This window comes from Brevundimonas sp. BR2-1 (genome assembly GCF_037626195.1).
In the GTDB taxonomy this organism is placed as follows: Bacteria; Pseudomonadota; Alphaproteobacteria; order Caulobacterales; family Caulobacteraceae; genus Brevundimonas.
In genome coordinates this window covers 534,918-557,836 of sequence record NZ_JARKMV010000001.1, presented here as the reverse complement: position 1 = coordinate 557,836, position 22,919 = coordinate 534,918, and the positions used below count along the sequence as shown (strand labels likewise).

The 22,919-nt window shown below is 67.7% G+C and carries 23 protein-coding genes; 13 read left to right on the top strand and 10 right to left on the bottom strand.

The features are described 5' to 3' along the window. Positions 1 to 34: 34 nt before the first annotated feature. Positions 35 to 1,729 (top strand): cisplatin damage response ATP-dependent DNA ligase, encoded by a 1,695-nt coding sequence (locus tag BrevBR_RS02795; RefSeq protein WP_339999858.1) that lies wholly within the window; start codon positions 35 to 37, stop codon positions 1,727 to 1,729. On the opposite strand, the gene BrevBR_RS02790 is transcribed toward BrevBR_RS02795, so the two are convergent. Beyond that, positions 1,711 to 2,340, bottom strand: coding sequence for a hypothetical protein (locus BrevBR_RS02790; protein WP_339999857.1), 630 nt, complete (start codon positions 2,338 to 2,340; stop codon positions 1,711 to 1,713). The genes BrevBR_RS02795 and BrevBR_RS02790 overlap by 19 nt on opposite strands. A gap of 91 nt (positions 2,341 to 2,431) precedes the next feature. On the opposite strand from BrevBR_RS02790, the gene BrevBR_RS02785 reads away from it, so the two are divergent. From BrevBR_RS02785 to egtB, 3 genes are all read left to right on the top strand, one after another. Beyond that, the gene (locus BrevBR_RS02785; protein WP_339999856.1) at positions 2,432 to 3,400 is read left to right on the top strand and encodes a mechanosensitive ion channel family protein; all 969 of its coding nucleotides are present in this window, start codon (positions 2,432 to 2,434) and stop codon (positions 3,398 to 3,400) included. A gap of 3 nt (positions 3,401 to 3,403) precedes the next feature. Then, positions 3,404 to 4,417, top strand: a complete 1,014-nt coding sequence (locus BrevBR_RS02780; protein WP_339999855.1) for a threonine aldolase family protein — start codon at positions 3,404 to 3,406, stop codon at positions 4,415 to 4,417. 113 nt (positions 4,418 to 4,530) lie between these two features. Continuing rightward, positions 4,531 to 6,690 (top strand): ergothioneine biosynthesis protein EgtB, encoded by a 2,160-nt coding sequence (gene egtB, locus BrevBR_RS02775; protein WP_339999854.1) that lies wholly within the window; start codon positions 4,531 to 4,533, stop codon positions 6,688 to 6,690. A gap of 57 nt (positions 6,691 to 6,747) precedes the next feature. Here the strand turns inward: egtB and BrevBR_RS02770 are convergent, their stop codons facing one another. Further along, positions 6,748 to 6,972 carry a general stress protein gene (locus BrevBR_RS02770; protein WP_332640934.1) on the bottom strand — a complete coding sequence of 75 codons (225 nt, stop codon included), beginning with the start codon at positions 6,970 to 6,972 and terminating at the stop codon, positions 6,748 to 6,750. Between the two features lie 113 nt (positions 6,973 to 7,085). Next, a complete protein-coding gene (locus BrevBR_RS02765; RefSeq protein WP_332640933.1) occupies positions 7,086 to 7,268 on the bottom strand; it encodes a hypothetical protein in 183 nt (60 codons plus the stop codon). A 138-nt stretch (positions 7,269 to 7,406) separates the two neighbouring features. Between BrevBR_RS02765 and BrevBR_RS02760 the strand changes: the two genes are divergently transcribed. After that, positions 7,407 to 7,691 carry a hypothetical protein gene (locus BrevBR_RS02760; RefSeq protein WP_339999853.1) on the top strand — a complete coding sequence of 95 codons (285 nt, stop codon included), beginning with the start codon at positions 7,407 to 7,409 and terminating at the stop codon, positions 7,689 to 7,691. 7 nt (positions 7,692 to 7,698) lie between these two features. Here BrevBR_RS02760 and BrevBR_RS02755 read toward each other — a convergent pair whose 3' ends face one another. Then, positions 7,699 to 8,400, bottom strand: a complete 702-nt coding sequence (locus tag BrevBR_RS02755) for an MBL fold metallo-hydrolase (protein ID WP_332640930.1) — start codon at positions 8,398 to 8,400, stop codon at positions 7,699 to 7,701. Between the two features lie 194 nt (positions 8,401 to 8,594). Here BrevBR_RS02755 and tig point away from each other — a divergent pair, with 194 nt between their 5' ends. The 3 genes from tig (at position 8,595) to BrevBR_RS02740 (ending at position 11,885) form a co-directional block, all read left to right on the top strand. Further along, complete coding sequence (gene tig, locus BrevBR_RS02750) at positions 8,595 to 9,938, top strand: trigger factor (RefSeq protein WP_339999852.1); 1,344 nt, start codon at positions 8,595 to 8,597, stop codon at positions 9,936 to 9,938. 106 nt (positions 9,939 to 10,044) lie between these two features. Beyond that, positions 10,045 to 10,941: a hypothetical protein gene (locus tag BrevBR_RS02745; RefSeq protein WP_339999851.1), complete on the top strand. Its 897-nt coding sequence runs from the start codon at positions 10,045 to 10,047 to the stop codon at positions 10,939 to 10,941. Then, positions 10,938 to 11,885, top strand: a complete 948-nt coding sequence (locus tag BrevBR_RS02740; protein ID WP_339999850.1) for a hypothetical protein — start codon at positions 10,938 to 10,940, stop codon at positions 11,883 to 11,885. The genes BrevBR_RS02745 and BrevBR_RS02740 overlap by 4 nt, the downstream gene beginning before the upstream one ends. A gap of 65 nt (positions 11,886 to 11,950) precedes the next feature. On the opposite strand, the gene BrevBR_RS02735 is transcribed toward BrevBR_RS02740, so the two are convergent. After that, the gene (locus BrevBR_RS02735; protein ID WP_339999849.1) at positions 11,951 to 12,745 is read right to left on the bottom strand and encodes a hypothetical protein; all 795 of its coding nucleotides are present in this window, start codon (positions 12,743 to 12,745) and stop codon (positions 11,951 to 11,953) included. 332 nt (positions 12,746 to 13,077) lie between these two features. On the opposite strand from BrevBR_RS02735, the gene BrevBR_RS02730 reads away from it, so the two are divergent. Then, complete coding sequence (locus BrevBR_RS02730; RefSeq protein WP_332640925.1) at positions 13,078 to 13,719, top strand: ATP-dependent Clp protease proteolytic subunit; 642 nt, start codon at positions 13,078 to 13,080, stop codon at positions 13,717 to 13,719. Between the two features lie 74 nt (positions 13,720 to 13,793). Continuing rightward, complete coding sequence (locus BrevBR_RS02725; RefSeq protein ID WP_332640924.1) at positions 13,794 to 14,114, top strand: hypothetical protein; 321 nt, start codon at positions 13,794 to 13,796, stop codon at positions 14,112 to 14,114. 3 nt (positions 14,115 to 14,117) lie between these two features. Here the strand turns inward: BrevBR_RS02725 and BrevBR_RS02720 are convergent, their stop codons facing one another. Continuing rightward, on the bottom strand, positions 14,118 to 14,765 hold the full coding sequence (locus BrevBR_RS02720; RefSeq protein ID WP_445214738.1) for an HAD-IB family hydrolase: 648 nt from the start codon (positions 14,763 to 14,765) through the stop codon (positions 14,118 to 14,120). A 189-nt stretch (positions 14,766 to 14,954) separates the two neighbouring features. On the opposite strand from BrevBR_RS02720, the gene clpX reads away from it, so the two are divergent. Together clpX and lon are read left to right on the top strand one after the other, a co-directional pair. Beyond that, a complete protein-coding gene (gene clpX, locus BrevBR_RS02715; protein ID WP_332640922.1) occupies positions 14,955 to 16,229 on the top strand; it encodes an ATP-dependent Clp protease ATP-binding subunit ClpX in 1,275 nt (424 codons plus the stop codon). Positions 16,230 to 16,582: 353 nt separating this feature from the next. Beyond that, positions 16,583 to 18,979: an endopeptidase La gene (gene lon, locus BrevBR_RS02710; protein WP_332640921.1), complete on the top strand. Its 2,397-nt coding sequence runs from the start codon at positions 16,583 to 16,585 to the stop codon at positions 18,977 to 18,979. Positions 18,980 to 19,065: 86 nt separating this feature from the next. On the opposite strand, the gene BrevBR_RS02705 is transcribed toward lon, so the two are convergent. The 4 genes from BrevBR_RS02705 to BrevBR_RS02690 form a co-directional block, all read right to left on the bottom strand. After that, positions 19,066 to 19,761, bottom strand: a complete 696-nt coding sequence (locus BrevBR_RS02705; RefSeq protein ID WP_339999847.1) for a pirin family protein — start codon at positions 19,759 to 19,761, stop codon at positions 19,066 to 19,068. 78 nt (positions 19,762 to 19,839) lie between these two features. Continuing rightward, entirely contained in the window at positions 19,840 to 20,337 is a 498-nt protein-coding gene (locus tag BrevBR_RS02700) for a methyltransferase family protein (RefSeq protein ID WP_332640919.1), read from the bottom strand. Next, positions 20,334 to 21,419, bottom strand: coding sequence for a chorismate synthase (gene aroC, locus BrevBR_RS02695; protein ID WP_339999846.1), 1,086 nt, complete (start codon positions 21,417 to 21,419; stop codon positions 20,334 to 20,336). The genes BrevBR_RS02700 and aroC overlap by 4 nt, the downstream gene beginning before the upstream one ends. Before the next feature lie 12 nt (positions 21,420 to 21,431). After that, a complete protein-coding gene (locus BrevBR_RS02690; protein WP_339999845.1) occupies positions 21,432 to 22,157 on the bottom strand; it encodes a J domain-containing protein in 726 nt (241 codons plus the stop codon). A gap of 86 nt (positions 22,158 to 22,243) precedes the next feature. Here BrevBR_RS02690 and pdxH point away from each other — a divergent pair, with 86 nt between their 5' ends. Further along, positions 22,244 to 22,918, top strand: a complete 675-nt coding sequence (pdxH, locus tag BrevBR_RS02685; protein WP_339999844.1) for a pyridoxamine 5'-phosphate oxidase — start codon at positions 22,244 to 22,246, stop codon at positions 22,916 to 22,918. The last annotated feature ends 1 nt before the right edge of the window (position 22,919 follow it).

Sequence of the window (22,919 nt, the reverse complement as noted above, 5' to 3'; positions counted from 1 at the left end):
TTCGTTTGAGGTTGGGCTGGTTACATGAGGTCCGATGCGCGCCTTCGCCGAACTGCTGGACCGACTGTCGCTGACGGCGTCGCGTAATGCGAAGCTGGTGCTGCTGCGGGACTATCTGAAGGCGACGCCCGATCCGGATCGGGGCTGGGCGCTGGCCGCCCTGACCGGGGACCTGACCTTCGACGCGGCCAAGCCGGCGATGATCCGCAAGGCGGTCGAGGCGCGGGCCGACGCCGTGCTGTTCGGCTGGTCCTACGACTATGTCGGCGATCTGGCCGAGACGGTGGCGCTGATCTGGCCACGGGACCCGGACTACAAGCCCAACCGCGAGCCTGAACTGGGCGAGGTGGTCGAGGCCCTGCGCACCGCCTCGCGAGGCGAGGTGAAGAATTTGCTGGAGGGGTGGCTGGACGCCCTCGAGCCCAAGGGACGCTGGGCGCTGCTTAAGCTGATGACCGGCGGGTTGCGCGTCGGCCTGTCCGCGCGGCTGGCGAGGACGGCGGCGGCGATGATGCGCCCGGCCGCGGTCAGCGAGCCGCCCGATCCCGACGGCGGGGAGGCGTTTACCGAGCTGGAACCTGTCGACGTCTCGGATATCGAGGAAATCTGGCACGCGCTGGAGCCGCCCTATCCCGATCTGTTCGCCTGGCTGGAAGGCCGGTCTGATCGCCCGAGCAGCGACGCTCCCGGCCGGTTCCGGCCGGTCATGCTGGCGGTGGCCATCGACGAGGCGGTCGACTTCCCCCGCCTGTCTCCCGCCGACTTCGCTGCCGAGTGGAAATGGGACGGAATCCGCGTTCAGGCGGTGCGCGAGGGCGGAGTGCAGAAGCTGTATTCCCGCACGGGTGACGAGATTTCGGGCGCCTTCCCCGATGTCATGGAGGGGCTGGCGTTCGAAGGCGCGCTGGATGGAGAACTGGTGGTCTGGCGGGACGGGGGCGTGGCCCCGTTCGGCGACCTGCAGCAGCGGCTGAACCGCAAGGCGGTCGACGCGAAGACCATGGCGGCCTTTCCGGCGGCGATCGTCGCCTACGACATTCTGGCGGACGACGGAGAAGATTTGCGGGCCCTGCCGCTGCGGGACCGGCGGGCGCGGCTGGAGTCAGTGGCCGGAAGCGGCGGGGAGCGGCTGCATCTGTCGCCGGTGGTGCCCTATTCGACGTGGGACGATCTGGCCGTGCTGCGCGCCGACCCGCCGGTGGGGGCCGCCGCCGAGGGACTGATGCTGAAGCGCTGGGACAGTCCCTACGTCGCCGGGCGGCCCAAGGGGCCGTGGTTCAAATGGAAACGCGATCCCCACGTCATCGACGCGGTGCTGATGTACGCCCAGCGCGGTCACGGGAAACGATCCAGCTTCTATTCCGACTACACCTTCGGAGTCTGGACCGGGGAAGGGCCGTTGACCCCCGTCGGCAAGGCCTATTTCGGCTTTACCGACGAGGAGCTGAAGCAGCTGGACAAGTTCGTGCGCGACCACACGGTCGAGCGGTTCGGGCCGGTGCGCTCGGTCCGGGCCGAGCGGGATTTCGGCCTGGTGCTGGAAATCGCCTTCGAGGGGTTGAACCGATCGACGCGGCACAGGTCGGGCGTGGCGATGCGTTTCCCGCGCGTCAGCCGCATCCGTTGGGACAAGCCGGCGCGGGAGGCGAACACCATCGCCGACGTCATGGACCTGCTGGACGCCATCGAGGGTGGGGGCGGACGGATCGCTCAGCCCGCGAGAGGATGACTCCGGCTTCGCCATGACGGATCGCGGTCGTCGGTCAGGCCGCATAGCTGGAGGAAGCCGACGACCGGCATTTCGCGACGGGGCTCGGCTTTGGCCAGAAACAGCTGCGGCGGGGCTTCGGCCCGCACGATCAGCGGCAGCACGACCCACGACCGGGGAAAGCGGCGCACGTCGATGTTCGGGTCAGCCTTCAGATGGGGGCAGTATCGCAGCGACCGCTCGGAACAGGCCTTGTGCAACGGCGCGATGGCGCCCGCGTCAATCAGAATCCGGTCGTCCTCGATATCGGCTGGCAGGGCGCCGCCCCGCCCGGCGGCGCGCAGGGCCCCGGCGGCGAACGGATGCGCCACCTGGGTGTAGCGGTCGTCAGGCGTCGTGGGCCGACCGCACATCGGGCACAGCATGTCGCGGACCGTCAGGCGCTGACGCACCGCATGGTTTTGCGAATACAACGGCTTGCCGTGGCCGGCGTTGTCGGCCTGGACGATGGCCGGGGCGCCGTTCACCGAGGGGCAGGGCCGCACGCCCAGCACCGGCTCGCCGGTCCAGCTGGTCACCCAGGGCACATCGACGCCGACCTTGAGCGCTGAGAGTTTCGTGGAGTCGCCCATACGCCAGGTTAGAACGGCGGCGCCGGTCCGGGAAACCGGAAATGCGGGGCTTCGGGCTTCCAAATCGGGACCGAGGCGTTAGACCCGGCGGATGTCCTCCCTCGTCGCTCCCCTGAACGAGGCGGTCGCCGCGGGCCAGACGGCCGCTGCGGTGGACGCCGCCATGATCGCCAAGCTGACCGACATGGCCGGCGATTTCGCGATCAACCTGACGCTCGCGGTCGTCATCCTGATCGTCACCGTCTTCGCCTCGCGCTGGGCGACCGGCCTGACGCGCAGGGGACTGTCGCGCGTGAGAGGCTTCCGCCACGATCCGACGGTGCTCAGCTTCGCCGTTCAGGTGGTGCGGGTCCTGGTCTACATCATCGGCTTCATCGCCGTGCTGCAGCGGCTGGGCGTGCAGACGACCTCGATCATCGCGGTCCTTGGCGCTGCCTCGCTGGCGGTGGGTCTGGCGCTGCAGGGAACGTTGTCGAACGTCGCGGCGGGCGTGCTTCTTCTTGTCCTGCGGCCCTACAAGGTCGGCGATGTGATCGATATCGGCGGCGCCGCCGGGTCGGTCCAGCGCCTCGACCTGTTCACGACCCAGATGTCGAACGCCAACAATCACAAGATCGTGGTGCCGAACGCCAAGGTGCTGGGGGATGTCATCCTGAACCTGTCGGGTCAGAAAACCCGGCGGATCGAGATCAATTTCACAGTCGGCTACGGTGAGGACCTCAGCGCAGCCCGCGCCGTTCTGGCCGAGGTCGCCGAACAGCATGAGAAGGTTCTGCCCGATCCCCCGCCCTGGACAGGTGTGACCGGCCTGCTGGACAGCGCCGTACAGATCACGCTGCAAGCCTGGGTGAAGTCCGAGGACTGGTGGCAGGTTCAGGCTGACCTGATGCAGGGCGGCAAGGAGGCGATCGACGCCGCCGGCATCGAAATCCCGTTCCCGCATCAGGTCGCGGTCCCCTACGGGGATGAGGATGTCATGCCGGTGGTCCCCGTCCGCACGGTCCCGCAGAAGCAGAGACGCGGGGCGGCCGGCGCGGACGCGGCTGAAGGGAACAGCTAGGCCATGCGATACGATTTCGGATCCGACAATACCGCCGGCATGGCCCCGGCCGCCCTGCAGGCGCTGGTCGAGGCCAACGACGGTTTCGCCCGGGCATACGGCTCGGACGACGTCACGGCGCGCGCGGCTGACCTGATCCGGCGCCGGCTGGACGCGGATGCGGACATCCGCTTCGTCTTCTCGGGCACGGCGGCCAACGCCATCGCCCTGTCGATGCTGGCCTGGCCGCATGAGGCGGTGCTGGCGCACCACGCCGCGCACGTCTGCACGGACGAGACCGGGGCGCCCGGCTTCTTCGGCTCGGGCGTGGGCCTGATCGGCCTGCCGGGCTTCTCGGGCAAGATCGAGCCCGCAGCCCTGAACGCCGCGCTGGAGGAGCCCGAGGTCGGTCATCGTCAGCCGCCGGCGGCGCTCAGTCTGACCCAGTCGACCGAATACGGCACGGTCTACACGGAGGAAGAGCTGCGCCACCTGATCGAGCCGGTGAAGCTGAAGGGCTACGGCGTGCATATGGACGGCGCCCGGCTGGCCAATGCGGCGGCCGCGGGGTTCGACCTGACCCGGATCGCGCGGCTGGGGGTGGATGTGCTGGTGTTCGGCGGGGCCAAGGCGGGCGCCAACTGCGCCGAGGCCATCGTCATGTTCGACAAGAGCCTGTCGCGGCGCATCGACAACCGCCTGAAACAGGCGGGGCAGACGGCTTCCAAGGCGCGCTTCCTGGCGGCGCCCTTCCTGGGCCTGCTGGAAACCAATGCCTGGGAGGACGGCGCCGCCCACGCCAATCTGATGGCCCAGCGGCTGGCCGAAGGCGTCGCCGCGCGGTCGGCCTTCACCCTGGCGCATCCGGTGGAGGCCAATGCGGTCTTCGTGCGCATGCCGCCGGCGGCGCACCAGCGGCTGAACGACATGGGCTGGGCCTGCTACCGCTTCGACGACGGTTCGGTGCGGTTCGTCTGTTCCTGGGCCACGCGGGAATCGGCTGTGGATGAGATCATAGAGGCGATCTCCACGCTTTAAGGGGCGCAGCGTCCTTGAAGCTTCACAGAACCTCCCTAACTTGGAACAAACCGGGACCGTGGCCGTTCGAAGCCCGAGCGCCGGTCCGGCGTAAACTGCCAGGGGCGGACCAGATGAACGCGCCATCGCGCATACCGGACGCAGTCTCCGGCGACCTGAGCCACTATCGCGAGGTGCGGTCAGCCATGCCCGCGCTGGCGGCGGGACTGGGCGCCGAGGACCTGTCCGCCCAATCGATGCCGGACTGCAGTCCCGGCAAATGGCACCTGGCGCACACCAGCTGGTTTTTCGAGGCCATGATCCTGGGCGACGAGCCCGGATACGAGCCGGTCGACCCCAGGCTCCAGACCCTCTTCAACAGCTATTACGAAGCGCTGGGCGCGCGGGTGGAGCGCTGCGACCGGGGCCTGATGACGCGGCCGTCGCTGGACGAGGTCATGGCCTATCGCCGCGAGATCGACCGGCGGATGACGGCGTGGCTGGGGCAGGGGGATGCGGATTCCCGGCGACGCTATCTGTTCACCCTCGGCCTGCATCACGACCAGCAGCACCAGGAGCTGTTCCTGATGGACCTGCTGAACCTGATGTCGCGGTCGCCGCTGGAACCGGCGGCCTATGAGGTTGCGCCCCGGACGGGCGGACTCGAGCCGCGGCGCGGCGGCTGGACCGGATTCGACGGCGGTCTGGTCGAGGTCGGGCACGGCGGAGCCGGCTTCGCCTTCGACAACGAAGGCCCTGCGCACCGGGTCTGGCTGGAGCCCTATGCGCTGGCGAATGATCTGGTCACCAACGGCGACTGGATCGCCTTCATCGAGGATGGCGGATACGCCCGGCCCGAGCTGTGGCTGGCCGACGGCTGGGCGGCGGTGAAGGCGGAGCGCTGGACCGCGCCGCTGTACTGGCGCGCCGGGGAGGGCCGTTGGACGCATATGAGCCTGACCGGCCGGGTCGGGATCAATCCGGACGAGCCCGTCCGGCATGTCAGCTTCTACGAGGCCGACGCCTACGCGCGGTGGGCGGGCAAACGGCTGCCGACCGAGGCGGAGTGGGAGCACGCGGTGCGCTGCCGGCCCGATGCCTTCTCCAACGCCTTTGGCGAGGTCTGGCAGTGGACCGCGAGCGCCTACGCTCCCTACGCCGGGTTCAAACCGACCGAGGGCACGGCCTCCGAATACAACGGCAAGTTCATGGCCAACCAGATGGTGCTGCGGGGCTCTTCGTTCGCCACGCCGCCGGGCCACGCGCGGGTCACGTACCGCAATTTCTTTTATCCGCATCAAAGGTGGGCGTTCATGGGACTGCGACTGGCCGACGATACCCCGGCGCCGCTGACGCGGAACGCCGAGCCCGGAGAGACTGCCCGTTTCCGCCGCGACCTGATCGCGGGCCTGTCCCGGTCGCCCAAGGTCGCCTCGCCGAAATGGTTCTATGACGCCGAGGGCTCGCGCCTGTTCGAGGAGATCACCCGGCTGCCCGAATATTATCCGACCCGTCAGGAGGCGGCCCTGTTGCGCCGGGTGGCGCCGGAATGGGCGGGGCGGTTCGGAGCCGAGGCCGTGCTGGTCGAGTTCGGCTCAGGAGCCAGCGAGAAGACCCGCATCGTGCTGGACGCGGCGCCGGCCCTGGCCGCCTATGTGCCGATCGACATCAGCGCCGACGCCCTCGACGCGGCCGCGCGCCGGATCGCCGACGCCTATCCGGCGCTGAAGGTGGCGCCCCTTGTCGGGGACTTCCTGCATCTGGGCGCCCTGCCGGCGGGGATCGGTCAGGGCCGCCGGGTCGGCTTCTTCCCCGGTTCGACCATCGGCAATCTGGAGCCCGACGAGGCCGTCGCCTTCCTGAAGGCCGCGCGCTCGTTGCTGGGCGACGACGCCCTGTTCATCCTGGGCGTGGATCTGGTCAAGCAGCCGGAGGTCCTGATCGCGGCCTATGACGATGCGGCCGGCGTGACCGCGGCCTTCAACCGCAATCTGCTGGTGCGGGCCAACCGCGAACTGGGGGCGGATTTCGATGTCGACGCCTTCGCTCATCGCGCGATCTGGAACCCGGCGGACTCGCGGATGGAAATGCATCTCGAAGCGACGCGTGACATGGCCGTGAACCTCGACGGCGCGACGATCGCCCTTGTTCGCGGCGAAACCATCCACACCGAGAACTCGCGAAAATTCACCGAAGCGGCCGTGCGCGATCTGGCCGGCGCGGCCGGATGGTCGGTCACGGCCTTCGAAACCTCCGACGCGCCCGCCGTCGCCCTGGCCCTGCTTGGGGCCTGACGCAGAAGGGCGGCGCCCGTGCGGACGCCGCCCTTCAATGTCCGCGATGGCCGACCGTTATTCTACAATCGTGCCCGGCTCTCGACCGCGGGCGCCGTGGGACGCTTCCCCGCCCTTGCGGCCGGCCTGTGCGGCGAGACTGCGATCCTGGGAGAAGCTCCGCTTCTCACTGGGTACGCTGGCCCCGCCCTTGCGGGCGATCTCACGCTGGCGTTCCGGGTCCATCGAGGCGAAGCCCCGTTTGGAGACGCCGGAGGCGCGGGTGGGCTGACCTTGAGCCATCGGGGGGTTCCTTTCGTGGCGACGGGTGGCGGTTGCTGACTGAACCCTTCCACCCCCGTCCGGTTCCGGTTGTCCGGTCACAGAATTGCGAACGAATCACAGAGTTTGCGTCGTCAACCGCCGTAGGGACGGGAGTCGCCAGGCTCGCCGCCGGGGATATCCTGCTGCGGAATTTCCTCGGGCATGCCGCCGGGATCTTCCGGTGGAACGCCGCCCGGTTCGTAGTCCGGGCCCGGGGTGTCCGGCGGCATGATCTCGGGCTGTCCACCGGGGCTGTCGGGCTCGATATAGGTCATCGCGGTCTCCTTCGGAGAGGAAACGTCCCGTACCGCAGCGCTGTTCAATCACGTTTCGGGAGCGCGACGTTTTGCCCGGAACCGGCGCGCGCGGCGGCGGTTTGACGGGCTGAACCCACAACCCTTCAGGAGCCTTCCATGACCGAGACATACACCGGCCCGACCAACGTCGAGGATATCGAGGACGACGCCGACAGCGCGGTGGCCACGCTGGATCGTCAGGCCGAGGAAATCCTGGCGGAAGACCGGAGTTTCGGCGTACGGCCGCTACGGCAGGCGATCCGGGAGGACGCCCTGCATGCGCGGGATTGGGGAAGGACCCGGACCGGGCGCTTGCGCCACGCGGTTGAGGAGAACCCGGTCAGGGCCTCGCTGTACGCCCTCGGCATCGGCGTGGTGATCGGGCTGCTGGCCGCGCGCTAGCCAAGGCTCAGGAAGGGCCGGACGCCGGGCGCGCGATCGGCGCCCGGCGCATCGCCTCGTCCGAGACGAACGGATTGGTGCGGCGCTCGGCCCCGAAGGTGGAGGTCGGGCCGTGCCCCGGCACGAAGGCGACGTCGTCACCCAGCGGCCAGAGTTTGGTGGTGATGGCGTTCAGCAGGCTGGCGTGGTCGCTGCGCGGGAAGTCGGTGCGGCCGATCGAGCCCTGGAACAGCACGTCGCCGACCTGGGCGAAGCGGGCCGCCCGGTTGAAGAAGATCACATGGCCGGGCGTGTGGCCGGGGCAGTGGTAGACCTCCCAGACCGTGTCCCCCAGCATCAGCCGATCGCCGTCGGCGAGCCAGCGCGTCGGCGTGAAGCTGCGCGCGTCCGGCAATCCATACATCTGACCCTGGGCCGGGATGCCGTCGATCCAGAACTGGTCGTCCGGATGCGGCCCGATGATGTCGAGTCCGGTCTTTTCCTGCATCTCGGCCGCACCCCCGGCGTGATCGAGATGACCGTGAGTGATCCAGATGGCGTCGAGGGCGAGTCCCTGCTTCGCGACCGCGCCCAGCAGGGCGTCCACCGAGGCCCCGGGATCGATGATCGCGGCCTTCAGCGTGTTGCGGCACCAGACGAGGGTGCAGTTCTGCTGCAGGGGCGTGACCGGGAAGACGGCGACGCCGATCGGGGGAGGGGAGGAGCTCATAAAATCCAGATAGCGCGCCCCGGCCCCGACCGAAACCATCCCCTGCGCCGCGTCTCACGTTGACCTTTGGAACCTTGATCGACATAAGGGCGGGCTTCAAAGGCGCCGCCTCCAAAGGGCGGCCCTTGTTGCTTTACCCACACCGCGCAGCGCCTGCCTCAAAGGCGCCGCCACAGAGCGTCAGAATCCCGGCCATGCAAGTTGTCGAAAAGTCCAACGAAGGTCTCAGCCGCGTCATCGCGGTGACCATTCCCGTCGCCGAGCTGAACCAGAAGCTGGACGCGAAGCTGAAGGAAGTCGCGCCGCAGATGAAGCTGAAGGGCTTCCGTCCCGGCAAGGTGCCGATGTCGCACGTCAAGAAGACCTTCGGCCGCGACCTGATGGGCGAAATCGTCAATGACGCGCTGAACAGCTCGAGCCAGAAGGCCCTGGACGACGCCAAGGTGCGTCCGGCCGCGCCCGCCGAGATGAAGCTGACCTCGGACATGGACAAGGTCATCGCCGGTACGGAAGACCTGGCCTATGAAATGGCCCTGGAAGTCATGCCCGACTTCACCCCGACCGACATCAAGAAGCTGAAGCTGGAACGCCCGACCTATGAAGCGTCGGACGCCGATCTGGAGGAGGCCCTGACCGAACTGGCCGGCCAGGCCAAGTCCTATGTCGAAAAGACCGGCAAGACCGTGAAGGCCGCCGAGGGCGACGAGGTCACGATCGACTTCCTCGGCAAGCTGGACGGCGAACCCTTCGAGGGCGGCGCCGCCGAGGACACCCAGCTGGTCATCGGCTCGGGCCGCTTCATCCCCGGCTTCGAAGAGCAACTGAAGGGCGCCAAGGTCGGCGACGAGAAGGTCCTGAACGTGACCTTCCCGGCTGACTACCAGGCCGCCCATCTGGCCGGCAAGGCCGTGACCTTCGACGTCAAGGTCAAGGCCATCAAGGCCGAGGCGCCCGCCGTGGTCGACGAGGACTTCGCCAAGCGGATCGGCATCGAGTCGCTGGACAAGCTGAAGGAACTGCTGCGCACCAACCTGAACCAGCAGTATGTCGGCGCCGCCCGCTTCAAGCTGAAGCGCTCGCTGCTGGACGCCCTGGACAAGGCCCACGACTTCGCCCTGCCGCCCAAGATGGTCGAGGCCGAGTTCGACGGCATCTGGCAACAGGTCCAGGCCGACAAGGAAGCCGGCCGCCTGCCGGAAGAGGACGCCAAAAAGTCCGAGAAGAAGCTCAAGGACGAATACCGCAAGATCGCCGAGCGCCGCGTGCGCCTGGGTCTGGTGCTGGCCGAGATCGGCCGCGCCAACAATGTCCAGGTCACCGACCAGGAGCTGAACAACGCCATCATGAACGAGGCCCGCAACTATCCGGGCCAGGAGCGTCAGGTGCTGGACTTCTACCGACAGAACCCCAACGCCGCCGCCCAGATGCGCGCCCCGATCTATGAGGAAAAGGTCTGCGACCTGATCTTCGACACGGCCAAGGTGACCGACACGCCGATCACCAAGGAAGAGCTGCTGAAGGAAGACGACGACATCTGATTTCGTCAGACCGCAAGACCGAGGGCCGTCACCATGTGTGGCGGCCCTTTTTGCTGCGTGCTAGACTTTCCTCCGTCCCACAGCGTGCGGTTGCAAGGATGTCGGCATGAGTGTTCTGAACGGAGCAATTTCGGCGTTTCTCGCGGCGACCATACAGACCGCGCCCGTCCCGCCGCCCCAGGACCCTCCGACCGAGTTGGGCGACGTGGTCGTCGACGGTCGATCCCTGAGGGACCGCGTTGAGGCGTTCGTCGACGAGGTCGCCGCGCCGCCGCGCCGCCGCGGGATCGCACGGTGGCGCAGCCGCGTCTGCATAGGTGTGGTCAACCTGCAAACGGCGCAGGCGCAGGGACTGATCGACCGAATCTCGAGCGTCGCCGATGAATATGGCGTGCGGTTGGGAGAGCCCGGATGCCGGCCAAACGTGGTGCTGATCTTCGCCGATGACGGCCGGGCGATGGCCGGGGCGCTGGTGGAGGCGGATCGACGCGCGTTTTACCTCGGCGTCGGCGGGCTCGACCGGGGCAAGGCGGCGCTTGAGCGGTTCCGCCAGTCTGATGCGCCGGTCCGTTGGTGGCACGTCAGCATGCCCGTCGTAGGGGCGACCGGCGCCCGGGCCATACGCATGCCCGGCGATTCCGGTCCGATCTATGTGCCCGGCGAGGGGCTGGTGAACAACGGCCGCCCGATCACAGACATGCTGAACAAGGTGATTGTCATCGTTGACGCCGGAAAGCTGGAGCAGGTGGCCGGCGATCAGCTGGCCGACTATCTGGCGATGGTCAGTCTGGCCCAGGTCGATCCCGAGGGGGACACCAGCGCTTATGACACCATCCTCAACATCTTCGACGCGCCCGCCGCTCCGGGCCGGCTGACGGCCTGGGACCGCGGCTATCTGGAAGCGCTCTACGACTCCTGGCCGCAACGGCTCGAGGGCTCCCATCAGGCCGCCGCGGTCACCCGGATACTCGAACGGCAGGATGCCGGGAGCCCACGGCCATGATCGTCAGCAGTCTGATCGCCCTGGCCCTCGGGAGTCAGCAGGTCCCGCCGCCCTCCGCACAGGCGACGGACCCGACACGGCTGGAAGATGTCATCGTCGACGCCCGGCGGCTGGAAGAGGCGGCCGAGGCCTACGTCGATCTGGTCGCGGCCCCGGCCCGTCGGCGCGGTCTCGCGCGATGGCATGACGGGATCTGCGTCGGCGTCGCCAATCTTGAGCCGGCCCTGGCCCGGCAAATCGCCGATCAGGTCTCGGACGTCGCCCGGAGTCTCGGGCTCCGGGCGCATGAGCCGGAATGCCATCCCAGCGTCCTGATCATCGCCACCACCGATGCGGCGCGGTTCGCCCAGGACTTCGTGGCCATTCGGCCGGTGCTGTTCCGGGTGGGCTCGCCCGGGATGGATCGGGGCTCCTCGTCGTTGCGGGACTTCACCACCGAGGACCGCCCCGTCCGCTGGTGGCATGTCAGCATGCCCACCAACAGCGAAACCGGCATGTCGGCGATCCGGATGCCAGGCGAGGTCAACGGCGACGGGGCCGAGCTCATGGACTATGCGCCGATCACCGATGTGGCTTCTCCGTCGCGTCTGAGCACCCAGTATGTGGATGTTCTGAAACGCGTCTTCATCATCATCGATGTCGACCGGCTGAACGGGGCAACCGCCGAACAGCTCGGCGCCTACGTCGCCATGGTCGCCCTGGCCCAGGTCGATCCGGAGGCGGACACCGGTCAGTTCGACACCATCCTGAATCTCTTCGAAGACCCCGCCCTCGCACCCCCCGCGCTGAGCGGCTGGGACCGGGCCTATCTCGAGGGCCTCTACAGCGTCGGCTCGGAGTCGCGGCGCATCAACCAGCGTAGTCAGGTCCAGGCCGTGGCGTCCGCGATCGCAGGGGCCTACCGCGGCAGCACCGTCGATGAGGAGGGCGCTGCGGAGCACTGAACTGGATGGGGCGGGCCTGCGCGGGTCAGGCCTGCTCTCGCGGTGCAGTGTGCGGGCCCACCGCGTTACCGGTCTTCCCCGGTGCTGCCCTGGCGCGCGCGCGCCATGACCCGCGCCACGGCCTCGAGCTGGGCGCCCGGCTGCCGTTGGTCGAGATGGGCGTCATACAGCGCCTGAAGATAGGAACGATCCCAGTCAGTCAGCCCCGACGGCGCGACCGGGCCGTCAAACAGGTTCAGAATGGTATCGTACTGCGACGTCTCCGCTTCCGGGTCGACCTGGGCGAGGGCGACCATGGCGACATAGTCGCTCAGCGGCCCGATGCCGGTTCCGCTGGCCGCGTTGAAGTCGACGACGATGATCACCCGCTGCAGGTCGTTCTGGAGCTCTGTGCGGAGGCGGGAGCCGGTTTCTCCTGACGACGCTCCCGGCCCTTGGCCAGGCAAGCGGACCGCCGCCTGACCGGTGTAGGCGTTGACCGGCAGGGTGATGTGCCACCACCGGACCGCCTGTTCCGAGGCCTGGAAGGCCTCCAGATCTCCCCGATTCTGGTTGGCGCCCGTGACATGGGTCAGGAACAGGCCGGATCGGGCGTTGACCAAGGCCCGGGCCATCGCCTCACCGTCAGCCGCGGCTATGATCAACACATTGGGCCGGCAGCCGGGGTTTCCGCTGTCCACCCCGACCTCGCGGGCGATCTGGCCGACCCGCTCGACCATGAAACGGGCGAGCGGCGGACGCAGGTAGGCGACGCCGACGCAGAGTTTGCGATCCCATCGGGCCGGGCCGTATCCGGGCAATGGATCCGCCACCTCGTCCACAAACGCGCGGACCACCTCCGCCAGAGGTCGGTTTTCCACCACAACATCGGGAAGTTGCGTCGCTTGCCGAGGGGCGTCCTGAGGCGCGGCGAGGGCAATCGCGGCTGCCGCAAAAGGAATGATTCCCGCCACCGGCGTTCTCCTGGGAGGCACGAGTGAACCCTGACGCGATCGCATATTGCGCTCCAGCGCCGCAGAAACGAAGCGGGCAGCCCCCGAAAGGCTGCGGCTGCCCGTAAGGAGCGGGCCGGACAGCGGATTAAAGCCGGCGTGTCCGCTGCGCCTTGCGTCAACCGTTCGGCAAGACGATATCCTGTCCAACAGGATGGCGGCCGGTGAGTCGCCTCCAGAAGCATCCCGAGAAGGCCTGAATGCGCGATCCGATCGAACTGATGAACATGAACCTCGTCCCCATGGTGGTGGAGCAGTCCAGCCGGGGCGAGCGGGCCTTCGACATCTTCTCGCGCCTGCTGCGCGAGCGGATCATCTTCCTGACAGGGCCTTTCGAGGACTCGATGGCCTCGCTGATCTGCGCCCAGCTGCTGTTCCTGGAATCGGAGAATCCGAAGAAGGAAATCAGCATGTATATCAACAGCCCCGGCGGTCAGGTGACCTCGGCGCTCGCGATCTACGACACCATGCAATACATCCGCTCGCCGGTTTCGACCGTGTGCATGGGCATGGCGGCCTCGGCCGGTTCGCTGATCCTCGCCGCCGGCGCCGCCGGCCAGCGCGTGGCCCTGCCGAACGCCCGGATCATGGTGCACCAGCCCTCGGGCGGCTTCCGCGGCCAGGCCTCGGACGTCGAGCGCCACGCCGAGGACATCCGCTACACCAAGCGCCGCCTGAACGAGATCTATGTCCACCACACCGGCCGGACCTATGAGGAAGTCGAAAAGACCCTCGACCGCGACCACTTCATGAGCGCCGAGGAAGCCAAGGCCTGGGGCATCGTCGACCACGTCTATGATCGCCGCGAACAGGCCGAGGGCGACGGCGTCAAAACGGTCTGACCGGGCGCCGCAGAGAATGAAGGAAGGGCGCGCCTGACCGGCGCGCCCTTTTTCTTTTGTGCTATCAGGCCGCCATGGAACAGACGCGAGACACCAGCGGGACCGTCGAGGTCGACGGCGAAATCTATGAGTGGGCGATCCGCCGCCAGCCCCGGCCGCTGGCCGGCGGCAAGTGGGACGGGATGGCCGTGAGCTTGCGCCTCAAGGATTTTCAGCGCGAAGCGGTGATTCAGTTTCCCATGCCGATGCGGCCGAACGGACGGCCGGACATGGAGACGCAGCGGATCAACCTGGAAGCCATTCGCAACGCCGTGACCGCTTCGATCGAAGCGGGCTGGAATCCCACCTCGCGCGGCAAGGCCGTGGTCTTCGACGTGGACGCCGACGGCCGCTGAGGGTCAGGACCGTTCCTTGAAGACGCGGAAGCCGGCCTCGTCCGCGATCGCCAGCATCTCCGTATCGCCGGAGGTGTCGCCATAGGCGGCGGCCAGTTGCACATCCTGCCCGAAGGCTGCCCGCAGTCGCCGCACCTTCTCCTCGCCGCGGCAGTTGGGACTTTCGAAGGCCCCGGTGACGCGGTCGTCGGCATCGAACACCAGCGGCGTGCCCAGCAGGGTGTCCGCCTCCAGACGGCGGGCGAACGGCGCGACGGTGGTTTCCGGCGACGCGGTGACGATGACCCGATAGGCGCCCCTGGCCCCCCAGTCTTTCCAGCGGGCGAGGGCGTCGTAACGCATGAAACCGGGCCAGACCTGGCCGGCGAAGGCTTCAGCGTCGGCTTCCAGTTGCGACCGGGGCACGCCCTTGAGGAATTCCCGCACCGAGGCCGCCTTCAGCCGTCCGCGGTCCCGGTCGCCGGCATAGGCCGCCAGATCCGGCGCCATCCGGGTCAGGCCCAGAAACCAGCCGCCCTGACCCGCCCGCCAGCGCAAAAACTGCGTGAAACTGTCGCGAACCGTCAGCGTGCCGTCGAAATCGAAGGCGACGATGGCCTGATCCTTGCGAGGCGGCTGGCGAACCAGAGTGGGACTTCCCATGTCAGACATTCGCCGCGATCTCCCTCAACAGTAAACCGTCTGCTTCGCGCTCCGGCCACGCTTGGCCGGGGTTGTGGCGGGCGTCCGTATGGGTGATTGTCAATTTTTGAAGACCTTTGCGCCCATTGTTCGGGAATCAACGCGAAGGAAGCGCGTTTCGTCTCATATCGGGGCGAACCGCGGGAGTGAGAAGGCTCGATGACCAAAGCCGCCGGCACAGACGCCAAAAGCACGCTCTACTGCTCCTTCTGCGGGAAGAGCCAGCATGAGGTGCGCAAGCTCATCGCCGGACCGACCGTGTTCATCTGCGATGAATGCGTCGAGCTGTGCATGGATATCATCCGTGAAGAGCACAAGATCTCGTTCTCCAAGGCCAAGGACGGGGTTCCTTCGCCCAAGGAGATCCGCGAGGTTCTTGACGACTATGTGATCGGCCAGAGCCACGCCAAGAAGGTGCTGAGCGTCGCCGTCCACAATCACTACAAGCGCCTGAACCACGCGACGAAGAACAACGACGTCGAACTGGCCAAGTCGAACATCATGCTGATCGGGCCGACCGGCTCGGGCAAGACGCTGCTGGCCCAGACGCTGGCCCGCATCATCGACGTGCCCTTCACCATGGCCGACGCCACCACCCTGACCGAAGCCGGTTACGTCGGTGAAGACGTCGAGAACATCATCCTGAAGCTGCTGCAGTCGTCCGACTACAACGTCGAACGGGCCCAGCGCGGCATCGTCTACATCGACGAGATCGACAAGATTTCGCGCAAGTCCGACAACCCCTCGATCACCCGCGACGTCTCGGGCGAGGGCGTGCAGCAGGCCCTGCTGAAGATCATGGAAGGCACCGTCGCCTCCGTGCCCCCGCAGGGCGGCCGCAAGCATCCCCAGCAGGAGTTCCTGCAGGTCGACACCGCCAACATCCTGTTCATCGTCGGCGGCGCCTTCGCCGGCCTTGAGAAGGTGATCGCGGCCCGCGGCGACGGGGCCTCTATCGGCTTCGGCGCCAAGGTGAAGGAGATCGACGAACGCCGCACGGGCGACATCCTGAAGGGGGTTGAGCCGGACGATCTGATGCGTTTCGGTCTGATCCCCGAGTTCATCGGCCGTCTGCCCGTTCTGGCGACGCTGGAGGACCTGGACGAGGCGGCGCTGGTCACTATCCTGACCGAGCCCAAGAACGCCCTGGTCAAACAGTACAAGCGCCTGTTCGAGATGGAGAATGTCGACCTGACGTTCACCGACGACGCCCTGACGGCGGTGGCCAAGAAGGCCATCACCCGCAAGACCGGCGCCCGCGGCCTGCGTTCCATCCTGGAAGGCATCCTGCTGGAGACGATGTTCGAACTGCCCACCTTCGAGGGTGTCGAGGAAGTGGTCGTCAACGCAGAGGTCATCGAGGGCAAGGCCCAGCCGCTGCTGATCTATTCCGAGACCAAGTCCAAGAAGGCCGCGCCCGACAGCGCCGCCTGATCCGCGTTCGGAACGAAATGAGGGCGGGTCCAGCGATGGGCCCGCCCTTTTCTGCACCCGCCATGATGCGGCGGGGCCACATCCGGCGGCGGTATGATTTACCTCAGGTTCGGGCCTTGCCGCGTCGGCCGTGCAGATCACAGCTCTGTGGCGTTAGCGCCGTGCCGCTCGACCGCTGTGGATGGAAAAGCCAGGCGCATACCAGCGACGCTTGAACCGGGCCTGCGCAGAACCACATACTCAATTGAAGGCCGCCGAACGGCGGGCCGAGTCGAAACGGAGGAGCACAGGCGCTCCCAACGCCGGCGAGGCGGGTCCGAGATCAACGAGGGCCCCTGTTGAAAGTACGCATCATGACCGAGACAAAAACCCTGCCCGTCCTGCCGCTGAGAGACATCGTCGTCTTTCCGCACATGGTCGTGCCGCTGTTCGTCGGACGCGAGAAGTCGGTCAAGGCGCTCGACGAGATCATGAAGGGCGAAAAGCAGATCCTGCTGGCCACCCAGAAGAACAGCGTCGATGACGACCCCGCCGCCGACGCCATCTATCCGATCGGCGTGCTGGCCACCGTCCTGCAACTGCTCAAACTGCCCGACGGCACCGTCAAGGTGCTGGTCGAGGGCAAGAGCCGCGCGCGCCTGACCAGGTTCACCGACCGCACCGACTATTTCGAGGCCGAGGCCGTCGAGATCGCCGACGATCCGGGCGAGCCCGCCCAGTCGGAAGCCCTGCTGCGCGCCGTGATCGAGCAGTTCGAAAACTATGTGAAGCTGAACAAGAAGGTCCCGCCCGAGGCCCTCAGCTCCATCCCCCAGATCACCGATCCGTCCAAGCTGGCGGACTCGGTCGCGGCCCATCTGTCGGTCAAGATCGCCGACAAGCAGGGCCTGCTGGAAACCATCGCCGTGCCGTCGCGCCTGGAGAAGGTCTACGGCCTGATGGAGGGCGAGATTTCCGTCCTGCAGGTCGAGAAGAAGATCCGCTCGCGCGTGAAGCGCCAGATGGAGAAGACCCAGCGCGAATATTATCTGAACGAGCAGATGAAGGCGATCCAGCGCGAGCTGGGCGAGACCGACGACGCCCGCGACGAGATCATGGAACTGGAGAAGCGCATCCGTAAGACGCGCCTGTCCAAGGAAGCCCGCGTCAAGGCCGAGGCCGAGGTCAAGAAGCTGCGCAACATGAGCCCGATGTCGGCTGAATCGACGGTGGTGCGGAACTACCTCGACTGGCTGCTGTCGATCCCGTGGGGCAAGGCCAAGTCGAAGCCCATCGACCTGGAGAAGGCCGAGGCCATTCTCGAGGAGGACCACTACGGTCTCGAGAAGGTCAAGGAACGGATCATCGAATATCTGGCGGTGCAGTCGCGCACCAACAGCCTGAAGGGCCCGATCCTGTGCCTCGTCGGCCCTCCGGGTGTCGGCAAGACCTCGCTGGCCAAATCGATCGCCAAGGCCACGGGCCGGGAATACATCCGAATGTCGCTGGGCGGCGTGCGCGACGAGGCCGAGATCCGGGGCCACCGCCGGACCTACATCGGCTCCATGCCGGGCAAGATCATCCAGTCGATGAAGAAGGTGAAGACCACCAACGCCTTCATCCTGCTGGACGAGATCGACAAGCTGGGCGCCGACTGGCGCGGGGATCCGTCCTCGGCCCTGCTGGAGGTGCTGGACCCGGCGCAGAACAATGCGTTCGGCGACCACTACCTCGAGGTCGACTACGACCTGTCCAACGTCATGTTCGTGACCACGGCCAACAGCCTGAACATGCCCCAGCCCCTGATGGATCGGATGGAGATCATCCGGGTCAGCGGCTACACCGAGGACGAAAAGGTCGAGATCGCCAAGCGGCACGTCCTGCCCAAGGTGACGGAAGAGAACGGGCTGAAGCCGGCCGAATTCATCGTGCCGGACGAGCAGATCCGCAACCTGATCCGCTACTACACGCGGGAAGCCGGCGTGCGGTCGCTGGAACGCGCCCTGGGCGGTCTGGCGCGCAAGTCGGTGCGCGAGATGTCGAAGAACAAGACCCTCTCGATCACTATCGACGAGGCCAAGCTGGCCGAGTTCGCCGGGGTTCGTAAGTTCCGCTACGGCGAGACGGACGAGGAGGATCAGGTCGGCATCGTCACGGGCCTGGCCTGGACCGAGTTCGGCGGCGAGATCCTGACCATCGAGGCGATCAAGATGCCGGGCCGCGGCCGCATGACCGTGACCGGCAACCTGAAGGAGGTGATGAAGGAGTCCATCTCGGCCGCCGCCTCCTACGTCCGGGCCCGCTCGCTCAGCATCGGCGTCAAGCCGCCGGCGTTCGAGAAGACCGACATCCACGTGCACGTGCCGGACGGAGCGACGCCCAAGGACGGCCCCTCGGCCGGGGTGGCCATGACCGTGGCCATGGTCTCGGTTTTGACCGGCATCCCGATCCGCAAGGACATCGCCATGACCGGCGAGATCACCCTGCGCGGCCGGGTCACCGCCATCGGCGGCCTGAAGGAGAAGCTGCTGGCGGCCCTCCGTTCGGGCATCAAGACGGTGCTGATCCCGGAAGAGAACGAGAAGGACCTCGCCGAGGTGCCCGACAATGTGAAGTCGGCGCTCGAGATCGTCCCGATCAAGACGGCGGACGAGGCCCTGAAATGGGCCCTCACCGGCACCCTGACCCCCGTGGAATGGGACGAGGCTTCCGATCCGCTTCCGGCTGCTCCGCCGGTGCAGGATCCGGGCACGGTCGTCGCGACGCACTGATCTCGCGGCCTGTAGACAAGGACGCCGCCCCGGCTTGCCGGGGCGGCGTTTTCATTCGCCCTTCTGCCCTCGGGGGAGAAGGGACGCTAAAGCGAATCCACCATCACCAGTTCCGCATCGGCCCTGGCCGTGATGGTGATCTCGGCCTCGTCCTTGATCGCCGCGCCGTCGCGGGCGTTCAGGGGCACGCCGTTGACCTCGACCTCGCCGACGGCGGGGACCAGATAGGCGCGGCGGCCTTCGGCCAGTGTGTATGTCAGGCTCTCGCCCGCGTTCAGCGTGGCGCCCAACACCTTGGCGTCGGCGTTGATGGTCAGGGCGTCGTCGGTCGGATCGCCCGACGCCAGAACCGAGAATTTCCCGGTGCGGTCGTGCTTCGGGAACACCTTGGCGCCCCAGCTGGGCGTCGCGCCGCGTTTGTCGGCCTCGATCCAGATCTGGAACAGGGTGGTGGTCTCGTTCTCCAGATTGAACTCGGAGTGGCGCACGCCCGTGCCCGCGCTCATCACCTGCACGTCGCCGGCGCCGGTGCGGCCGCGGTTGCCCATGGAGTCCTCGTGGGTGATGGCCCCGGTCCGGACATAGGTGATGATCTCCATGTCCGCGTGCGGGTGGGGCGGAAAGCCCGACTGGGCCGCGATCTCGTCGTCGTTCCAGACGCGCAGCCGACCCCAGCTCATGCGGCTCGGGTCGTAGTAGTTGGCGAAGGAGAAATGGTGTTTGGCGTTCAACCAGCCGTGGTTGGCGCCGCCGAGGCTGTTGAAAGGTCTGATGTCGATCATGGGGATGCTCCCGGGACTCCGAGGGTTAGAAACCTCGCTGGCGCGTATATAGTAACAGTGTTGGTGGCCGAAAAGGGGTCAGGGCCGCCATGGCGTCAGGCGAGGCAGCCAGCCGGGCACGGCGCGCCGGTAGCGATCGTATTGGTCGCCGTATCGGGCCGCCAGCACGGGCTCCTCATGGAAATGCACGAAGGCCGCCATGACCGTGGCGGCAGCGGCGGCGTAGCCCGCCAGACTCCAGGAGCCGAAAAACAGGGCCTGACCGACGATGACGCCGATCACGGCGAGGTACATGGGATTGCGGACGTACCGGTAGACCCCGCCGATGACGAGGCGCTCGGTGGGCGCCACGGGCGCCGGGGTCCCCTTGCCCTCAAGGATGAAGCGGCTGAAGGCGTGGAGCAGGAATGCGAGGCCGGCGGCGACGAACAGGAGGCCCAGTCCGCGCTGAACGAGGCTCTCCGCCAGGGGGTGGGCGTACCCCCGGGTGATCCACCACGGCGCCAGACCGGCCACGACGCCCGGCGCCGCCAGGAAGAACAGCGCGCTGCCCGCGACGGCGGACCGCGTCTTCATCCGGCCTGGGCGCGATGCCTCAGCATCGCATCCGCCAGCACGCAGGCCGCCATGGCCTCGACCACGGGCACGCCGCGCAGGGCGACGCAGGGGTCGTGGCGGCCCCTGGTGCGCAGGTCGGTCTCCTCGCCGTCGCGCGTGATGGTCTGGCGCGGCGTCAGGATGGAGGAGGTGGGCTTGAAGGCGATGCGGGCCGTAAGGGGCTGGCCGGTGGAAATGCCGCCCAGCACGCCGCCCGCGTGGTTGGACAGGAAGACGGGCAGGCCGTCGCCGCCCATCCGCATCTGGTCGGCGTTCTCCTCGCCCGACAGCTCGGCGGAACCGAAGCCCGCGCCGATCTCGACGCCCTTGACCGCATTGATCGACATCATGGCCGCCGCCAATTCGGCGTCCAGCTTGCCGTAGACCGGCGCCCCCCAGCCGGCGGGGACGCCCGTGACCTCCAGCGCCACGACCGCGCCGATGGACGAGCCGGCCTTGCGGACGCCGTCGAGGTAGTCTTCCCAAGCCGGCAGGACCGCGGAAGACGCCGCGAACAGGGCGTTGTCGTAGACCCCGTCGAAATCCGTAGCCCCGGGAGCGATCCGGTGCAGGCCCAGCTGGACCACGCCGGCTCGGATGCGGACGCCTTCGCCCAGGATCTTCCTCGCCACAGCGCCCGCCGCGACCCGGACAGCGGTCTCGCGCGCCGACGAGCGGCCGCCGCCGCGATGGTCCCTGACGCCGTATTTGGCCTGGTAGGTGTAGTCCGCGTGGCCGGGCCGGAAGGCGCGGGCGATCTCGCCATAGTCCTTCGAGCGGGCGTCCTCGTTGTCGATCTGGATGGCGATCGGCGTGCCGGTGGTCACCGGGCCGTTCCCGTCGTCGAACACGCCCGACAGGATGCGGGCCGTGTCGCTCTCCTGCCGCTGCGTGACGAAGCGGCTGCCGCCGGGCTTGCGCCGGTCCAGCCACGGCTGGAGATCGGCCTCGGTCAGCGGGATCAGAGGCGGGCAACCGTCGACGACGCAGCCGATCGCCGGCCCGTGGCTCTCGCCCCAGGTCGTCACGCGGAACAGATGGCCGAAGGTGTTGTGCGACATGACCCGTCAGGCTTAGGCCGCCAGCCGGTCCGGCGTCCAGACGCGTGTGAACCGCACCAGCAGATCCTCCGCCGCCGACGGCGCATCCTCGGACGGCTCAAGCGTCACGAACAGGTGGCCCTGCGGCCGGGCGCCCCGCGCGGGCAGACCCAGATTTCTCAGCCGCAGCCGCAGCGGCTGGCAGCCCGCGACCAGCCAGGCCGAGCGCGGCCCCGCGTGGGTCTCGATCTCCAGCCGCCCGCCGTCTTCCAGCAGGCGGGGGGGGACGGGGAAGGTCATGTAGAGGTCGTCGCCGACCGCGCTGAGCCGGCCGTCGCCGCGGACCAGGACGGGCAGATAGAGGTCGGCGCCGGCCTCTCCCGCCCCCTTCAGCCGAAGATGTTCGCCGCTGCGCAGGCCCGGGGGAACCCGAACCCGAAGCATTCGGCGTCCCAGCCGCACCTCGACCATGCCGCCGTTGAGGGCGATGTCCGGGCTGAGACCAACGACGGACGGGGCGGGGGCGGGCCGCACCGGTGCGGCCAGGGCCAGCGGCGCCGTGTCCTGCTGGATCAGACGCCAGGCGGCGATGACCTTGCGGAACCGGGCTTCGCTTCCACCCGGAGCGTCGGGCCGCGCCGCCTTCACCGCCTTGCGGAACGCGGCCGTCAGCACGGCGCCGTCCGCCGGGCCGGTCAGGCCGAGCAAGGCGTAGGCGTCACGGGTCGAAACGACCTCAGGGAGCGATCGGGCGCGCATGCCGCCACTAAGGCCCTCAACAGGGTCAATGCCCGGTTAACCGTGACGCTCTCGCCCGGTCGCCCGGGATGCACTATCTCGGTCTCATGACCGCTCCCGTGATTCCGTCCAGTCCGACCCGCGAGGAATATGCGCGGGACTACGCCGCCGCCCTGGCCGCGAACGGCGACGAGACGATCTTCGACCGGCCCGAGCCGGTCTCGCTGTTCATCGACTGGCTGAATGACGCGAAGAAGGTCGAGCCCAATGACGCCAACGCCATGACCCTGTCGACCGTCGACGGGGAGGGGGCTCCGGACAGCCGGATTGTGCTGCTCAAGGACGTCGACGCGCGCGGCTTCACCTTCTATTCCAACGCCGGGAGCGCGAAGGGCGGCCAGCTGGCCGCGCGGCCGCAGGCGGCGCTGCTATTCCACTGGAAATCCCTGCGGCGACAGGTGCGGGTGCGGGGGCGGGTGGAGCCGGTGACCCCGGCCGAGGCCGACGCCTATTTCGCCAGCCGCGCGCGCGAGAGCCGGATCGGCGCCTGGGCCTCGGACCAGTCGCGGCCGCTGGAAAGCCGAGACGCGCTGGAGCGGGCCGTGGCTCGCGAAACGGCGCGGTTCGAGGGCAAGGACGTCACGCGGCCTGAACGCTGGACGGGGTGGCGGGTGATCCCCGATCAGGTCGAATTCTGGCGCGACCGGCCGTTCCGCCTGCATGATCGGCTGCGCTTCGACCGGGACGGCGCGGGCTGGAGCCGGACCCGGCTGCAGCCTTGAT

Bases quoted from the DNA above. Each gene is read 5' to 3' on its own strand.
- BrevBR_RS02700 (WP_332640919.1), bottom strand. From the start codon at position 20,337: ATGAAGACGCGGTCCGCCGTCGCGGGCAGCGCGCTGTTCTTCCTGGCG.
- lon (WP_332640921.1), top strand. From the start codon at position 16,583: ATGACCGAGACAAAAACCCTGCCCGTCCTGCCGCTGAGAGACATCGTC.
- BrevBR_RS02755 (WP_332640930.1), bottom strand. From the start codon at position 8,400: ATGAGCTCCTCCCCTCCCCCGATCGGCGTCGCCGTCTTCCCGGTCACG.
- BrevBR_RS02780 (WP_339999855.1), top strand. From the start codon at position 3,404: ATGCGATACGATTTCGGATCCGACAATACCGCCGGCATGGCCCCGGCC.
- BrevBR_RS02730 (WP_332640925.1), top strand. From the start codon at position 13,078: ATGCGCGATCCGATCGAACTGATGAACATGAACCTCGTCCCCATGGTG.
- BrevBR_RS02790 (WP_339999857.1), bottom strand. From the start codon at position 2,340: ATGGGCGACTCCACGAAACTCTCAGCGCTCAAGGTCGGCGTCGATGTG.
- pdxH (WP_339999844.1), top strand. From the start codon at position 22,244: ATGACCGCTCCCGTGATTCCGTCCAGTCCGACCCGCGAGGAATATGCG.
- BrevBR_RS02725 (WP_332640924.1), top strand. From the start codon at position 13,794: ATGGAACAGACGCGAGACACCAGCGGGACCGTCGAGGTCGACGGCGAA.
- clpX (WP_332640922.1), top strand. From the start codon at position 14,955: ATGACCAAAGCCGCCGGCACAGACGCCAAAAGCACGCTCTACTGCTCC.
- BrevBR_RS02690 (WP_339999845.1), bottom strand. From the start codon at position 22,157: ATGCGCGCCCGATCGCTCCCTGAGGTCGTTTCGACCCGTGACGCCTAC.
- aroC (WP_339999846.1), bottom strand. From the start codon at position 21,419: ATGTCGCACAACACCTTCGGCCATCTGTTCCGCGTGACGACCTGGGGC.
- BrevBR_RS02745 (WP_339999851.1), top strand. From the start codon at position 10,045: ATGAGTGTTCTGAACGGAGCAATTTCGGCGTTTCTCGCGGCGACCATA.
- BrevBR_RS02795 (WP_339999858.1), top strand. From the start codon at position 35: ATGCGCGCCTTCGCCGAACTGCTGGACCGACTGTCGCTGACGGCGTCG.
- BrevBR_RS02720 (WP_445214738.1), bottom strand. From the start codon at position 14,765: ATGTCTGACATGGGAAGTCCCACTCTGGTTCGCCAGCCGCCTCGCAAG.
- BrevBR_RS02740 (WP_339999850.1), top strand. From the start codon at position 10,938: ATGATCGTCAGCAGTCTGATCGCCCTGGCCCTCGGGAGTCAGCAGGTC.
- tig (WP_339999852.1), top strand. From the start codon at position 8,595: ATGCAAGTTGTCGAAAAGTCCAACGAAGGTCTCAGCCGCGTCATCGCG.
- BrevBR_RS02765 (WP_332640933.1), bottom strand. From the start codon at position 7,268: ATGACCTATATCGAGCCCGACAGCCCCGGTGGACAGCCCGAGATCATG.
- BrevBR_RS02760 (WP_339999853.1), top strand. From the start codon at position 7,407: ATGACCGAGACATACACCGGCCCGACCAACGTCGAGGATATCGAGGAC.
- BrevBR_RS02785 (WP_339999856.1), top strand. From the start codon at position 2,432: ATGTCCTCCCTCGTCGCTCCCCTGAACGAGGCGGTCGCCGCGGGCCAG.
- BrevBR_RS02770 (WP_332640934.1), bottom strand. From the start codon at position 6,972: ATGGCTCAAGGTCAGCCCACCCGCGCCTCCGGCGTCTCCAAACGGGGC.
- egtB (WP_339999854.1), top strand. From the start codon at position 4,531: ATGAACGCGCCATCGCGCATACCGGACGCAGTCTCCGGCGACCTGAGC.
- BrevBR_RS02705 (WP_339999847.1), bottom strand. From the start codon at position 19,761: ATGATCGACATCAGACCTTTCAACAGCCTCGGCGGCGCCAACCACGGC.